This window comes from Rahnella sp. BCC 1045 (assembly GCF_019049615.1).
GTDB classification, from domain to species: Bacteria; Pseudomonadota; Gammaproteobacteria; order Enterobacterales; family Enterobacteriaceae; genus Rahnella; species Rahnella contaminans.
The window spans coordinates 24,391-38,847 of sequence record NZ_JAFMOZ010000119.1 but is presented as its reverse complement, the minus strand read 5'-3'; the positions used below and the strand labels follow the sequence as shown (position 1 = coordinate 38,847).

General features: G+C 55.8%; 11 protein-coding genes. 1 reads left to right on the top strand and 10 read right to left on the bottom strand.

Translation table 11 applies throughout. The features are described from left to right. Window positions 1–2: 2 nt before the first annotated feature. The 10 genes from J1782_RS09470 to J1782_RS09425 all read right to left on the bottom strand — a co-directional run bounded on the left by J1782_RS09470 (window position 3) and on the right by J1782_RS09425 (window position 13,380). Window positions 3–3,113, bottom strand: a complete 3,111-nt coding sequence (locus J1782_RS09470) for an efflux RND transporter permease subunit (RefSeq protein WP_165060066.1) — start codon at window positions 3,111–3,113, stop codon at window positions 3–5. Further along, window positions 3,113–4,255, bottom strand: a complete 1,143-nt coding sequence (locus tag J1782_RS09465; protein ID WP_217153016.1) for an efflux RND transporter periplasmic adaptor subunit — start codon at window positions 4,253–4,255, stop codon at window positions 3,113–3,115. Before J1782_RS09465 ends, J1782_RS09470 begins: the two co-directional genes overlap by 1 nt. 113 nt (window positions 4,256–4,368) lie before the next feature. After that, the gene (locus J1782_RS09460) at window positions 4,369–4,860 is read right to left on the bottom strand and encodes a PadR family transcriptional regulator (RefSeq protein WP_152326626.1); all 492 of its coding nucleotides are present in this window, start codon (window positions 4,858–4,860) and stop codon (window positions 4,369–4,371) included. A gap of 264 nt (window positions 4,861–5,124) precedes the next feature. After that, window positions 5,125–5,706: a membrane integrity-associated transporter subunit PqiC gene (locus J1782_RS09455; protein WP_217153015.1), complete on the bottom strand. Its 582-nt coding sequence runs from the start codon at window positions 5,704–5,706 to the stop codon at window positions 5,125–5,127. Further along, window positions 5,703–7,301: an intermembrane transport protein PqiB gene (locus J1782_RS09450; protein ID WP_217153014.1), complete on the bottom strand. Its 1,599-nt coding sequence runs from the start codon at window positions 7,299–7,301 to the stop codon at window positions 5,703–5,705. The genes J1782_RS09455 and J1782_RS09450 overlap by 4 nt, the downstream gene beginning before the upstream one ends. Next, entirely contained in the window at window positions 7,294–7,947 is a 654-nt protein-coding gene (locus J1782_RS09445) for a paraquat-inducible protein A (RefSeq protein ID WP_371819757.1), read from the bottom strand. Before J1782_RS09445 ends, J1782_RS09450 begins: the two co-directional genes overlap by 8 nt. Next, a complete protein-coding gene (locus tag J1782_RS09440) occupies window positions 7,911–8,531 on the bottom strand; it encodes a paraquat-inducible protein A (protein WP_338105857.1) in 621 nt (206 codons plus the stop codon). Before J1782_RS09440 ends, J1782_RS09445 begins: the two co-directional genes overlap by 37 nt. Before the next feature lie 22 nt (window positions 8,532–8,553). Continuing rightward, window positions 8,554–9,216: a DUF3313 domain-containing protein gene (locus J1782_RS09435; protein WP_217153013.1), complete on the bottom strand. Its 663-nt coding sequence runs from the start codon at window positions 9,214–9,216 to the stop codon at window positions 8,554–8,556. A 227-nt stretch (window positions 9,217–9,443) separates the two neighbouring features. Continuing rightward, window positions 9,444–10,481 (bottom strand): TRAP transporter substrate-binding protein DctP, encoded by a 1,038-nt coding sequence (gene dctP / locus J1782_RS09430; protein WP_152326621.1) that lies wholly within the window; start codon window positions 10,479–10,481, stop codon window positions 9,444–9,446. A 526-nt stretch (window positions 10,482–11,007) separates the two neighbouring features. Beyond that, window positions 11,008–13,380 (bottom strand): TonB-dependent receptor domain-containing protein, encoded by a 2,373-nt coding sequence (locus J1782_RS09425; RefSeq protein ID WP_371819759.1) that lies wholly within the window; start codon window positions 13,378–13,380, stop codon window positions 11,008–11,010. Between the two features lie 425 nt (window positions 13,381–13,805). On the opposite strand from J1782_RS09425, the gene J1782_RS09420 reads away from it, so the two are divergent. After that, on the top strand, window positions 13,806–14,417 hold the full coding sequence (locus J1782_RS09420; protein ID WP_217153012.1) for a TetR/AcrR family transcriptional regulator: 612 nt from the start codon (window positions 13,806–13,808) through the stop codon (window positions 14,415–14,417). Window positions 14,418–14,457 lie beyond the last annotated feature (40 nt).

The following is a 14,457-nucleotide window of genomic DNA, read 5'->3' as shown; positions in this document are numbered from 1 at the left end:
GCTTACTCCTGCGCGTCTTTGTGGCCGGTGAAGACTTTTTTCACCAGAACGAAGAACAGCGGAACAAAGAAAATAGCCAGTAATGTGGCGGTCACGGTGCCGCCGATAATGCCGGTACCAATGGCGATACGGCTGTTAGCCCCCGCACCGGTGGCAACCGCCAGCGGCATGACCCCGGCGATAAAGGCCAGTGACGTCATCAGAATAGGGCGCAGGCGGGTTCGCGCCGCAGAGAGCGCCGCCGCCGTTAACGTGCTGCCCTGTTTGAGCGCCGCCTCGGCGAATTCAACGATCAGGATGGCGTTTTTCGACGAGAGCCCGATGGTAGTCAGCAACGCGACCTGGAAATAGACGTCGTTATTCAGGCCGCGAAGTTCGGCGGCAAGGGATGCCCCAAGCAGACCGAGCGGGATCACCAGAATGACGGAGAAGGGGACAGACCAGCTTTCGTACAGCGCGGCGAGGCAAAGAAACACCACCAGAATCGAGATGCCGTAGAGGCTCAGCGCCTGCCCGCTGGCCAGCTTTTCCTGCAATGACAATCCGCTCCAGGCCCAGGTGGAACCGGCCGGGAGTTTATCTGCCAGCGCTTCCATTTTTGCCATGGCCGCGCCGGAGCTGTAGCCGCCGGTGTTTTCACCCTGAATCTCATAGGAGGTTGAACCGTTGTAGCGCGCCAGACTCTCCGGGCCATACGTCCAGTGCGTGGTGGCGAACGCGGAGAACGGCGTCATGCTGGTGCCGTCGCTGCTGCGGACAAACCATTTGTTCAGGTCAGCCGGTTTGGAACGGAACTGGCTGTCGCCCTGAATGTACACTTCTTTTACGCGGCCACGGTCAATGAAATCATTGACATAGGTTCCGCCCCACGCGCTGCTCAGCGTATCAGTGACGTCACTCAGTGTTAATCCCAGCGCCACGGCTTTGTTGTTGTCGATATCCACCTGAAGCTGTGGCATCTGCGGTAAATCATTGGCGCGGACCGATTGCAGCTCGGGGCTCTTCGCCGCCATTGCCAGCAGTTCTGTCCGCAGTTTCATCAGTTCTGCGCGGCTGGTGCCGCCAGCTGACATCAGCTCGAAGGTGAAACCGTTGCTTTGCCCCAGACCGTCCACCGACGGCGGTGTCATGGCAATGACTTTTGCATCGCGGATCACCGCGAGATCTTTCATGGCGCGTCCGGCGACAGACTGCGCGGTGTTGGCCGTGCCGGGGCGGTCGTCCCAGTTTTTAAGGGAGACGAAGGCCATCCCGGCGTTCTGGCCGCTGCCGCTGAAGTTAAAGCCGGTGATGGTGAAAATGACGTTAGTGTTGTCTTTTTCTTTATCCATAAACCACTGGGTGACGCGGGAGTTCACCGCTTCGGTGCGGTTCGCTGTAGCGCCTGCCGGCAGGGTGTACTGCACCATAATCTCGCCCTGATCTTCGGACGGCAGGAAGCTGGTCGGCAGTTGCCACATCAGCAAGCCCATCAGCGCCGCCATCGCACCGTAAATCAACACCATCGCGACCGGGCGACGCTGAACGTGCGTGACGCCATTTTCATAGCGATGCTCAGTGCGGGAATACAGGCGGTTGAAGCCGCCAAAGAAACCGGTGGTCGATTGCGGTTTATGGCGCAGGAAAGCGCCGCACAGCGCGGGTGTCAGGGTCAGCGCGACCACAACAGAAAGCGCCATCGCGGAGATAATCGTGACCGAGAACTGGCGGTAAATCACGCCGGTTGAGCCGCCGAAAAAGGCCATCGGCAGGAAAACGGCGGAGAGCACCAAAGCAATCGCCACCAGCGCGCCGGAGATTTCACCCATCGATTTCTCGGTGGCATCGCGGGCAGAAAGCCCTTCGTCGCGCATGATCCGCTCGACGTTTTCCACCACCACAATGGCGTCATCCACCAGCAAACCGATCGCGAGCACCATCGCAAACAGCGTCAGGGTGTTGATCGAATAGCCGAATAACGCCAGAACGCCGAACGTCCCGAGCAACACCACCGGCACCGCCAGCGCAGGAATGAGCGTGGCGCGCAGATTCTGCATAAACAAATACATCACCACGATCACCAGCAGGATGGCTTCGACCAGCGTTTTAATCACGTCCTGCACCGACACTTTAATGAATTCGGTGCTGTCTTTCGGATACGCGATGTCATAGCCCTTCGGCATGCTGCGCTGGTATTCGCTGAGGGTATTTTTCACCAGCGTGGCGGTGTCGAGCGCATTGGCACCCGGCGACAACATGACTGCCATGCCTGCGGCAGGATGGCCGTTCAGCTGAGAGGTTGCGGTGTAATCTTCACTGCCCATTTCAACGCGCGCGACGTCGCTGATGCGGACAATCGCGCCGCCGGTATTGCCTTTCACGATGATATTGCGGAACTGTTCCGGCGTTTGCAGGCGCGACTGCGCACGCACGGTGGCAGTCAGTTGCTGAGTACTTGAAGACGGCAAACCGCCGATTTTACCGGCAGAAATCTGTACGTTTTGCGCTTCAATCGCAGTCTGAACGTCTGAGGGCATCAGGTCGTAAGCCGCCAGTTTGGTCGGGTCCATCCAGATGCGCATGGCGTATTCCGCCCCGAACACCTGCAAACTGCCAACGCCGCTGACGCGCGCCAGCGGATCCTGCATGTTACTCACCAGCCAGTCGGCGATGTCCGAGCTGGTGGCTTTGTCGGTTTTGTCATACACCGCCATGATCAGCAGGAAGTTGGACTGCGATTTTGTGACGGTCACGCCTGCGGTCTGCACTTCCGTCGGCAGGCGCGATTCGGCCTGCTGCACTTTGTTCTGCACCTGAACCTGCGCGGTATCCGCGTTGGTGCCCTGTTTGAACGTCACCGTGATATCCACGGAGCCGTCAGAACTGCTGCTGGAGCTGAAATAGAGCAGATTATCCAGGCCGGTCAGCTGCTGTTCGATGACCTGCGTGACGCTGTTTTCCAGCGTTTCTGCGGATGCGCCGGAATACGTCGCCTGGATTTTAACGGAAGGCGGCGCGACGTCCGGGTACTGCGCGACCGGCAGCGTGCGGATCGCCATGACCCCGGCCATCATGATCAAAATGGAAATCACCCAGGCAAAAACCGGGCGACGTACGAAGAAGCGGGAAAACATCAGGCGGCTCCTTCTGTGCTTTGGGCTGCGGTGGCGTCGTTATTTACTTCCACCGGTTTGACGGTGTCGCCGGTTGAAACTTTGTCGCTGCCTTCCACCAGCACGCGGTCGCCTGCCTGTAAGCCTTTAAGGATCAGCCAGTTTGTGCCGCTGGCGTCGCCGGTCACGACATCACGTTGCTCGACTTTGTTTTCTGCGGTGACGACCCGTGCGGTGGCATCGCCTTTTGCATCGCGGGTGATGCCCTGTTGCGGTGCGAGAATGGCGTTTTCGACCACGCCTTCATCGACGTCAGCGCGGATAAACATCCCCGGCAGCAAAACGTGTTTCGGGTTGGGGAACACGGCGCGCAGCGTCACGGAGCCGGTGGCTTCATCGACAGCCACTTCGGTCAGCTCCAGACGGCCTTTTTCGGGATACACCGAACCGTCTTCCAGCGTCAGCGTCACGTTTAAGGTGTCACTGTTGGTCGCCAGCGCGCGTTTGCGCAGGCTGAGTAAATCTGCGCTGGAACGGGTGAGATCCACATACATGGAGTCGAGATTACGGACGGTGGCCAGCGCGGTGTCCTGCGCCGCAGAGACCAGCGCGCCGGGCGTGACGGATGAAATGCCAATCCGGCCCGCAATCGGTGATGTCACGCGCGTCCAGTCGAGATTAATTTTTGCCGTTTCCAGCGCCGCCGCTTTTTCATCAACGCTGGCGCGATCTTCCGCACAGGCTGACTGCGCGTCTTCGGCGTCCTGCTGCGACACGCCCTGCTCCTTCACCAGCACGGCGTAGCGTTTGGCTTTCTGGCAATCGGAAATCACCAGCGCTTTGGCACTTTTCAGCGCAGCGGCGGCCTGATCGTAGGTGGCTTTATAGGACGACGGATCAATCTGGTATAACGCCTGACCGGCTTTGACCATGTCGCCTTCGGTGAATAAGCGTTTCTGAATAATACCGCCGACCTGCGGACGCACATCGGCGGTTAACGTGGCAGTGGTGCGCCCGGTTAATTCGCTGACCAGATTAAAAGATTGTGCTTTCAGCGTGACAACGCCGACGTCGACGGGAGGAGCAGATTGCTGAACGGTCTGCGAATTATCACAGCCGCTCAGCCCCAGGATAATGAATAATGGTAAAAATCTGGATGGCATTTTGGTGTCCGTAAATAATAACGAAATAAAGAAGGCAAAAGGGATCCCTCGCGGCTTATTGGAATAAAGCAGCGGGGATAACGTCGGGTTTATTTAAATAAGGTCAGGAAAGTTTAAAGTTCGTTGATCTTTCGTGTCGCCTCATTGACGTATTCAATTATTTGAGCGTATTTCTCCGGTGTGACTTCTCCGTTATACGATTTAGCCCGTACCGTGATTTTTAAATTCTCTATGGCATAAATCAGTTCAGGCGCAGGCGGGGGATTGTTTTTAATCACCAGCGTTTTCATTTTTTCTTCAATAACGCGAATTTCTTTACGTTTGAGCGCCAGAAATGCCGAACCGTCAGGCGTCATGGTGAACTGCTTTTTACCGCCTTCAATGTCGGTGGCGGTGGCGAAACCCTCTTCGACAATCAGCGTTAAAATGGGGTAAATCACGCCGGGGCTGGGGATGTACGCGCCCATCGAATAGCCTTCGATGGTTTTAATGATTTCATAACCGTGCGCCGGGTTGATCTGAATAAGATGCAGCACAAATAACGTCAGTTCCTGACGCGTGAACAGCTTGCTTTTGCGGCGGGCGGCGGGCCCTGAGTTTGTCATCGGTTGTGCCTTCTGCCATGAACCGGATGGTCTCAAGATATATCTTGTGCAGTTTTAGGGTCAAGATAGTTCTTGGGGCAAAAGGTAGTGTATGGATTGCGTTAAGTTTATGTTTTAACTGATTTTTCAAGTCGGATTTTCACGACGGTTCTCCTCGTATTGACAAAACTTAACGTTATTCAATATTGCTAACTTATTGATTTAGAGAATGTTGAAAAATAATGTGACTCAGGCCGGTTTTGCACTGTAAGCATTGCGAAAAAGTCAGCCGCAGCGGCGCTGAAGCACGGAGAAAGCGATGTCATCCGCCACGTCCTGCACCAGCTTCTGCCGGATCATCACCTGCTCCTGCGTGCCGCCATTTATGGCGCGCTGATGTTGTGTCTGGCAAATGAGTTGCCCGCTGTCTTGTCCGGGATCCAGCTGCCAGGTGGCGGCTATCGTCGCTTTATCACCTTGCCAGACATCAAACTGTTCCACCGACACGCGGATACCGATCACCGGTTTGCCCGCCGGTGGCATCAGACTGCGGATGTCCGTCGTCTTCAGCGAACGCTCAAGCCGGGCGGTCAGCGCCGCCCGAATTTCCTCGGGCAGCGGCGCGGCCCAGAGTGCATTATCCGACATCAGCAGTTCGCCGTTGCGCTGATGGACCATCAGCTGCGGCTGATTGAGCCGCTCCGCCACGTTCACCGGTTTCACGTGGATGACAAAAGGCGCAGCGCTGGCATCCGCGGGGGCGGGACCGGCGGGAGTGGTCAGCGTGTAATAGTGCGGTGCAGAAGACGCACAGCCGGTTAAAACCAGCAGGGTAAGCGTCGCGTAAGCAGTTCGGGCAAGTTTCATGGCTGTTCCTTTTTGTCATTCTGTCTGCCGGTCAGCAGCGCCTGCGGCTGGCGCGTTAACAGGCCGGTCAGGGTGCGCAGCGAATACAGCGTGCGCTGGAATTCAGCCAGCGTTTGCAGCAGCGGCGAATCCTCCGCCAGCAATAACTGGGCGCGGGTCAGGGTCTGATTCATCGTGCTGAGCGTTTGCGTGGTTTGCGGCAGAACCTGGCTGTTCACCTGAATCAGCGTCTGGTTGAGATTGCCCAGCGTGGCGTTGAGATTATTGCCAATCGACTCAATGGGCATTTTCGATACCTTGCCGATGAGCGTGGCGAGCTGTTCCTGAAGGTGATCAAATCCGCCATTCAGCGTCGGAATGCGCAGCGGCCGCGCATTGATATCGTAAGAAACTGGCGCGGCGTTCGGAATAAAATCGAGCGAAATATACAGCTGGCCGGTCAGTAAATTCCCGGTGCGCGCCTGTGCGCGAAGGCCGTGTCTGACCATATCCCGCAGGAAAACGGCGGCCTGTTTCCGGGCATCTTTTTCTGGCTTGGGCAGTTTCTCCAGCACCTGACCGAGCCGGTTCGGGTATACCTCAATCGTCACCACCGAAATAAACCGTGAACCGGCTGGCTCGTAATCCAGATCGATGGCGGTCACTTTACCGAGTTTTACGCTGGAGAATTCCACCGGCGCGCCGGTTTTCATTCCGCGTAACGATTGCTGGAAACGCAGCTGAAGGATTTGCGGCGTGCCGTCCTGCGGTGCCATAGCGGACGCCTGATCGTCGGCCAGCGTAAAAACGCTGTGATCGGGGGAAGGTGTGGCGGCGGGAGCGGCGTCTGGTGGATTAGCAAAGGCAATGCCGCCGGCAATAACCGACGCTATAGTCTGCGTTTTCAGCTGTAACCCTTCGGAATCGAGCGATAAATCCAGCCCGCTGGCATTCCAGAACCGCGTGGCAGAGGTGACGAAACGGTCATAGGGTGCGTCGATAAAGACGTTAAGGCTGACGCCTTTGCCGTCAGGGCGCAGCGCGTAGGACGACACCCGGCCCACGGGCACGCGGCGGTAATAGACGGCGGAACCGATATCCAGCGAACCGAGATCGCCCGCAACCACTTCAAACTGCCTGCCGGGCATACCGTTGATGACCGCCGGTGGCGATTCCAGCCCCTGAAAAACTGAACCGGTTCTGCCGGATGTGCCGGTATCCAGGCTGATATACGCGCCGGAAAGCAGCGTGTCGATGCCCGAAACGCCGCCCATACCGACGCGCGGACGCACCACCCAGAAGCGGGTATCGGATTTCGCCAGGTTTTCGGCACTCTTCATCAGTGACACTGTCACGAGTACGCGCTGGCTGTCCGGGCTCAGCGTGATGGATTTCACCAATCCGACGGTGACGTCTTTGTATTTCACCTCGGTTTTTCCGGCCTGTAATCCGCTTGCGGTCTGGAACGTGATCGAAATCTCCGGCCCGGCGGAGGCCCACATCTGAAAAAACAAAAACAGCCCGATTACCGCAGCGGCGGCAGGTACCAGCCAGACCAGCGACGGACGCCAGCGGCGCGGCGTGATTTCAGGTGCCGGAGAAACGTGTTCACTCATTCTTGTTATTTTCCCAAATCAAACGCGGGTCGAACTTCATGGCGGCAAGCAGGGTAAAAATCACCACGGCACCAAAAAAGACAATGCCGATGCGCGGTTCCGCACTGCTGAAACCGGGGAACTGCACCAGTGCGGCGACCAGTGCCACGACCATGACGTCGAGCATCGACCAGTAACCGATATATTCCGTCAGGCGGTACATCCGTGTGCGGCGAACGCGGCTCCTGGCCTGGCCTTTTCCGGCGGCAAGCAACAGCCCGCCGAGGATCAGGAATTTGGCGCAGGGCACGACCACGCTGGCGATAAAAATGACGGTGGCGACGCCGTATGAACCGGACGCCCAGAATTCTGCAATTCCGCCCGGAATGGTATTTTCACCGCCGTGACCGGCCAATGAGCTGTACATCACCGGCAGTAAATTGGCGGGTAAATACAACAGCAGGGCGGTCAGCAAAAACGCCCATGACTGGCTGCGGCTGTCGGGCTGGCGCGGGTGCAGCGCAGCATGACAGCGCGGGCACGGCAAACGATGAACGCCGGAAATATGCTCGCAGACCAGCCCGCAAACGTGGCAGCGGACGAGCCCCTGCGGTAACGCCTGTACGGGCATCACGGGCGGTAGCCGCGGAGAGTTTTGAGTGTCCATAACGGCTGGAAATCCTGATGATTGATCACGGGTAACAACAGACATAAACCGAGCAATGCCCAGGTGCCGGGGCCGGTGGTGATTTCAACCAGGCCGGAGAGTTTGATAGCGGCAATCAGAATGCTCAGCAGCGCGACTTCCGCCATGCTCCACGGTGCCAGCCCGGCGAGCAAACGCATGGCGGAGGCAAAACCGGGCGCGGCTTTTTTCCTGCACGCGTGAAATAACACCCAGCCGAGCAGCAAAATTTGCAAACACGGGCAGACAATCATCAGCAACGCCACCGGGATCGCCAGCGGCGACGCATAGCTGTGGGCCAGCGCCATCGCGGTTTGCCATAGCGTGGCCGCCTGCGACTGGCCGTGGAAGCCGATTTCCAGCACCGGAAAAACATTGGCGATGATAAAAAACAGCGCCGCCGTGAGGGTGAGCGCGAACCATTGTTCCAGACTCAGCCAGCTTCCCCGATACAACACCGCCCGGCAGCGCGGGCAGTATGCGGCCTCGCCGGGCCGCACGGATTTTCGGGTATACAGGCTGTCGCAGTGTTTGCAGATGATGTGCTGCGGATAGATTTTCATCATGAGCCCTTTCTGATTCAGCCGGTTATTTCAGCTGTTCCTGCAACTGATCCGCCCCTTTCTCCAGCCCGGTTTCTGCCGCACTCAGCGCGCCAAAAGTCGCCCCGATGTTCAGCGAGTTCGGGTACTGGCGGGAAATATAGGATTTGAGCAACTGATTGGTCGGCGCATCGTAGATTTCCACCGCATAACTCACCGAGCCGGTAAACGACCCTTGTTTGCCGCGGATTGACTGCACGATGTTGTACGGCCCGCCCATCAGGTCAAAGCGTGTGAACGTGCCGACAAACGGCGTACTGGTTTCCGCGCCGGTCAGCGTCAGGCGAATGCGCAAGGTTCCCGGTGTGATGGCGTTGGTCAGCGGGAACCGTTCCGCCACGCTTTTGCCGAAGACCTGCTGCATATGCGCCGCCAGTTCTTGTTTTTGTTCAGGAGAAACGTCATCAAACTGGGCATCTGCTCCCTGATAAATCACCACCGGATCCACAATGGCGCGGGAATATTTATTCCAGTCGACCGGCGTGTTGTAGCTGAAAGCGATATGCCCGGATTCATCCTGCGTGTCAGGTTTCATCCGGGAAGAAGAAGTGACCCCGGTGTAGGGCACAGGCTGGGTACTCGCGCACCCCGTTAATAAACCTAAAGAAATCAAAGCTGCCAGCGGATAGCTGTTTGTTAACGCAGACATACGTCTTACCTTCTTATGAAAAAATGCAGCGGGATGTCGGTTTACTTTTTTATTAAACCGTACAGTACGGTACATTTATGAAGTAAGACAATTCTCCTGTCAAGAAAATGTACAGGTGGGTTCAGTTATGAAAGTAAAAAACCGAAAGTGTGACAAATAGCGGTTTGCGGGGAAGGGCGAACAAACGGGTTCCGGCAAAGGTGGTCACCTCTGCCGGAGCGATTTAATTACTTCATCTCATCTGCCAAAATTGCGCGGACTTTTTCCAGCACCGGAGCCGCCTGTGTCACGCCTGCTGCGGTTTGCTCTTTTGCCCACGCGGCCTGAATCTCCGGATAACGGCTCACCGTTTGCCAGTGTTCCACTTCGCTGTGCTGAAGTTCGCGGACGTTTGCGCCGTCTTTGCGCAGCGCATCCAGCTGGTTTATATAGCCTTTGTCCATCACCTGACCGGCAGTTTTGTAGGCAGTTTCTGCGGCGCGGTGAATGGCATCCTGATCGGCTTTCGCCAGCCCGTTCCAGACCTTTTCATTCATCACCAGCAGATAAACGTGGCCGAGCCACAGCTCGCGCGAGACTAAAACCTCCGGTGCCATTTTCTGAATTTTCAGGTCATAACCGCTGTCCACGTTGACCATAATGCCGTCCAGCGCGCCGGTCTGAAACGCTTTCACCGTTTCCGGGCCCCACGGCATCGTGACTGGCTTCGCGCCCGCATTTCGCAGAAAATCCTGATGCCAGAAACTCGCTGAACGCCACGTCGTGCCCCGGATATCTTGCAGATTTTTCAGCGGATGCGTGCTGAAAAACGCCACCGGATAACCGGTGCCGAAGAAAATGTTCACGACGTTTTCGTGATGTAACTCGGCAGGAAAAGCCGGAATTTCGGCGTAAACGCGGCGGAAGAATGCAATCTGTCGGTCACCGGTCGGCCCGGCGGGAAAGCTTTTAAAAATCTGATGCAGCGGCAGATCTTTGGCCGCGTATTCCGGCACAACGGTGCCCATATCCGCTGCTGAACCCTCACTGATTACGCTCAGCGCGTTATAACCGGTCGCCCGTTCGCTGCCCCAGTGCGCGTTAATTTTCAGACGACCCTGTGATTCTTTTTCAATCGCCGGGAAGAAAACGTCATTGATGAAGCGGGTGCGCGTGCCACCCAGCGGTTCATGATCGGTGTAGTTCAGCAGGGTGGTGGCGTTTACGCAGACGGGTGACAGCAACAGGGCGAGCACCAGCGCGAGCGGTTTTCTGATTAATTCCATGTAATCTCTCAGTGAAATGATGATGAGGAAAACAGGGAGTCTAGTCGTTTCCGGTGTGGGCTGTTGTGCGCGGCAACCATTTATTTGCTGATAATCAGACACAAAAGCGCCTCTGCGAAAAGCGACAGGGGCGTTAAAAAAACATCTCAGAAGCCATTACGGAACGGAACCCGGAATATGCCCCTGCATATCGACACGCATGACACCGTGGTTCGACGTTGCCCCGCAGCCCGCCAGAGACCGGCATATTGCAACAGGGCAATCACGTTGCAGGCGGACTGTTTCTGAGCATTATTTGGCAGATAAATATGGGGGAATGCAGTCCCCTGAGTACGGGTAATCGGCATTTTTTTATTTCCTTTCGCTTTGGGACAGCATGGATGGAAATTAAAAAAACTAGCACCCGGGAAACGATGAAAAAATCTGCCAGATGGCCGTGGGGTATTGGCCATAACCTGCATCTTGAAACATAAAAAAGCGCCATGTTTTCACATAGCGCTCAGGTTTTCGGGTGATGAATTATCGCTTAGAAATCGACATTCACGCCCAGCTGGAAGCTGCGGCCTGGCATCACGGCCAGCGCTTTGTTGTATGCATCCTGATTGGTGGTTTCAGTCAGGTTGCGGCTGCTCAGGTAATCCCAGTACTTACGGTCGGTGATGTTATAGACGCCGCCGCTGAGTTTTACGTTTTTCGCCACTTTCCAGTAGGCCGTTGCATCAAGCAAACCGTAGCCAGGAACATTCATGTATTCCGTGGTGGAATCCGTGATCGGTGTACCGGCGTTGGTGTAGCTCTGACGGTTGGTCGCTTCGGCTTTTTTACCTTTCACGAAGGTTGCAGTCAGCGCCGTACCGTAGATGCCTGACGGATCATCCCATGCCACACCGGCTACAAATTTCATTGGCGGAACGCTGTCGATATCAACGTATTTGTCACCCGCGTAGCTGGATTTGGATTCACCCTTGGCGTAACCCAGTGCGAAGCTGGTGCTCAGACCGTCAACGCTGCTGAACCACGTACCGTAGTTGATTTTAGTGCTCAGATCGCCACCGTAGATAAACGCTTCATCGCGGTTTTCGGCCTGATAAATCGTATAAATATTGGAAGGCACGTTGGTGAACATGCCCGGGCTGCCTGCGCGGGTGTAACGGGTGTTAGCGATGAAGTTTTTGTACGTGTTGTAGAACACGGCCGTTTTGAAGGTCACGCCTTCGGTCGCTTCACCTTTCATGCCCCATTCGAAGTTGTTGCTGGTTTCGGTTTTCAGATTGGTATTACCGATCAGCGCATATTGCTGAGAACCGGCATAAGAAGAACCGAGGTTCCAGGAGCCGTAAAGCTGGCTGGCATCCGGGAACTGTGCGCCGCGACGGTATTGCAGGTAAGTCATCAGCTTAGGCGTGATGTCATACGTGAATGCCAGTGATGGCAGAACCTGCGTATCGGAGTTGGCTTTACCGTACAAAGTAGAAACCTGGCTTTCAGACACGGTGCTGTTAGACAAATCGGACAGGTCTGTCGCTTTCGTATTCTGGTACGCCACACGCACCGCAGGCACGATGCCGAAGTTATGGCCGTCGAGGTCAAACTTCATGGTGTCTTGCAGGAAACCGCCGAGAACGTAAGAACGGCTGTTGGCTTCCGGCTGCATGATGGTGGTGTAAACACTCTGGTCCGGGCTTTCGCGGAACGGACGTTCAGTGTTAGAGATGCGACCGTTGATCCCGGCACTCAGCTCGTGGCGACCCAGCGTTTTGAGCCAGCTGGTTTCCGCGCCATAGGTGCTGACGTCGTAATCGGAATAGACGTTCATCATCTCTTTGCTGGCGTTCGGCATGTACGTGTTGTCGTGCGCCTGGGTGTACTGGTAATAGACTTTGGAGACTACGGCGTCAGCGAAATCGTTGAACGGTGTCCATTCGTCTTTCAGGCTTGCGCCCCAGCGGCGGGTGTTACTTTGCTGCTGTGCGGTACCCAGAATGGAGCTGCCAGCGCTGTTCCACGCGTCGTAATGGGTGTGATTAATTTTCTCGTAGTAATCGAGCGTGCCGGTGAATTTATGTTCGTCGTTTGGCTGCCAGATACCGGACGTCATGATGGCGTTAGAGTGCCAGTTCGCCGGATAAGCGTCGTGCGTCCCGCTGTTGTTGCTGGTTTCCTGACCGTCGCGGCGGCTGATCGCCACAAGGCCACGCAGGGTTTCGTCACCGGCAGCGGCAGTAATGCCGTTGTGCCATGAACGGTCTGAAGAATCATAATCAGACTGGTAACCGAAATAGGTTTCTTTGCCCGGACGCAGGTAATCGTCTGCGGTTTTTGGCAGGAAGGAAACGGCGCCGCCGATGGAAGTGTTGGCGCGTTCGGCTGACGTTGCGCCGGATTCGATATCCACCTGGCCGTAAATATAGGGGTCGATGTAATCACGGCCGATGCCGGATGTGCCTAAACCAGCGCGGCTGGCGTAGCTGCGGCCGGTAGCACTTGGCTGTGGAATGCCGTCAACGTCGATGCTGACGCGGTTGCTTTCCAGACCACGAATGTTATAGCCGGTGTAACCGCTGCGGTCGAAGCCGCTTTTGCCGTTGCCGGAACCGCCACTTGAGCCGGTCGCGGTGATCAGTGGCTCATAACGCATGATGGTACCGAAATCGTTACCGCCACGTTTTTGCATTTCAGCCGCAGTGATGGTGGTTTTTGAGCCCGGCGTTTTATCCGGCAGGGTCTCGGTGACGGTCATCACTTCTTCATTGTTCTGTGCCAGATCCTTCGCACTGCGCACCACCGGTTTCTTTTTGATGGTTTCTGTAGATTGCGCTTTGTTCTGTGCCAGATCGGTGTTGTCTTTAACGGCTTCCGCTGCGTTTACGTTAAAGGTGGTGGTGAGAATCGTCCCCATGAAAATGACGTTTTTCACCAAACCCTGCTGTGTAAAGGATTTGAACATTTGTTTTTAGTCCTGCACTAATTTTTTTAAGTTCTGCTCGCATTTACTGCCTTTCGACAAATTCAGACGCGCTTGTCATCTGCTTTAATCTTCCGTGAAAAAGCCGTTGTCCTTATAAAATATGGGTTTAATTACAGTCCTTACCCATTTCAGCTTTGTGCGAATGATAATGATACTGATAATTGTTATCAACAAATTGGTAAATAAAAATGCGCTTCTTAACGAAATCTTTGCACTTCGTTCTGAAAAATGGGCTACGCGGGTCGCTTTACAAGGCACAAACCCGTCGTTAGAGTGGGGACATCAGGGAACTGTACTGTACAGTTTCGCCGCGACGGTTTTTGGCCGTGGCCGTAATAGCAACGTCAGGAGGGAAGATGAAAGTCCGCACCGAAGCCCGCAGGGAGGCGATTATCGATGCCGCAGCGCAATTGTTTCAGGAAACCGGTTACGAACGCGCGTCAATGAATGAGCTCGCCCGGCGTCTCGGCGGTTCAAAGGCCACGCTCTACAGCTATTTCCCGTCGAAAGAAGCGTTGCTGGTGGCGGTGGTGAAAGCCTATGCCACCGGGCATCTTTCCGACGCCGTCAGCGATCTGACCCAAACGTGGGCGGATGCCGATCTTGAAACTATCCTCACCCGTTTTGGCGAAAGAATGTTGCTGGTGCTGACCAATGATGTCTCCGCGCTGGCGGTGTATCGCATGGTGATCGCCGAGTCCGGGCATTCCGAAATCGGCACGTTGTTTTATGACGCCGGGCCACGGGAGAGCGTCGATATCCTGGCAAAATTCCTGGGCAGTGCGATGGAGCGTGGGCAACTGGCGCAGGCCGATGCCCATCTGCGCGCCTTACAGTTTCTGGCGCTGGTGACAGCGCAAACCAACACGCGCGTCTATCAGCGTAATCCGGCACCGCTGGAAATTGCGGAAATCCGCCAGATGGTGAGCAGCGCCGTCGACATGTTTTTGCGCGGCGCGGTGCGTTAATCCACCCGGTGCGTTCTGCTGCACAAACCGCCAGCCGGCC

Excerpts from the sequence above, each read along its gene's own strand:
- J1782_RS09470 (WP_165060066.1), bottom strand. The coding sequence starts at position 3,113 with ATGTTTTCCCGCTTCTTCGTACGTCGCCCGGTTTTTGCCTGGGTGATT.
- J1782_RS09465 (WP_217153016.1), bottom strand. The coding sequence starts at position 4,255 with ATGCCATCCAGATTTTTACCATTATTCATTATCCTGGGGCTGAGCGGC.
- J1782_RS09460 (WP_152326626.1), bottom strand. The coding sequence starts at position 4,860 with ATGACAAACTCAGGGCCCGCCGCCCGCCGCAAAAGCAAGCTGTTCACG.
- J1782_RS09455 (WP_217153015.1), bottom strand. The coding sequence starts at position 5,706 with ATGAAACTTGCCCGAACTGCTTACGCGACGCTTACCCTGCTGGTTTTA.
- J1782_RS09450 (WP_217153014.1), bottom strand. The coding sequence starts at position 7,301 with ATGAGTGAACACGTTTCTCCGGCACCTGAAATCACGCCGCGCCGCTGG.
- J1782_RS09445 (WP_371819757.1), bottom strand. The coding sequence starts at position 7,947 with ATGGACACTCAAAACTCTCCGCGGCTACCGCCCGTGATGCCCGTACAG.
- J1782_RS09440 (WP_338105857.1), bottom strand. The coding sequence starts at position 8,531 with ATGATGAAAATCTATCCGCAGCACATCATCTGCAAACACTGCGACAGC.
- J1782_RS09435 (WP_217153013.1), bottom strand. The coding sequence starts at position 9,216 with ATGTCTGCGTTAACAAACAGCTATCCGCTGGCAGCTTTGATTTCTTTA.
- dctP (WP_152326621.1), bottom strand. The coding sequence starts at position 10,481 with ATGGAATTAATCAGAAAACCGCTCGCGCTGGTGCTCGCCCTGTTGCTG.
- J1782_RS09425 (WP_371819759.1), bottom strand. The coding sequence starts at position 13,380 with ATGGGGACGATTCTCACCACCACCTTTAACGTAAACGCAGCGGAAGCC.
- J1782_RS09420 (WP_217153012.1), top strand. The coding sequence starts at position 13,806 with ATGAAAGTCCGCACCGAAGCCCGCAGGGAGGCGATTATCGATGCCGCA.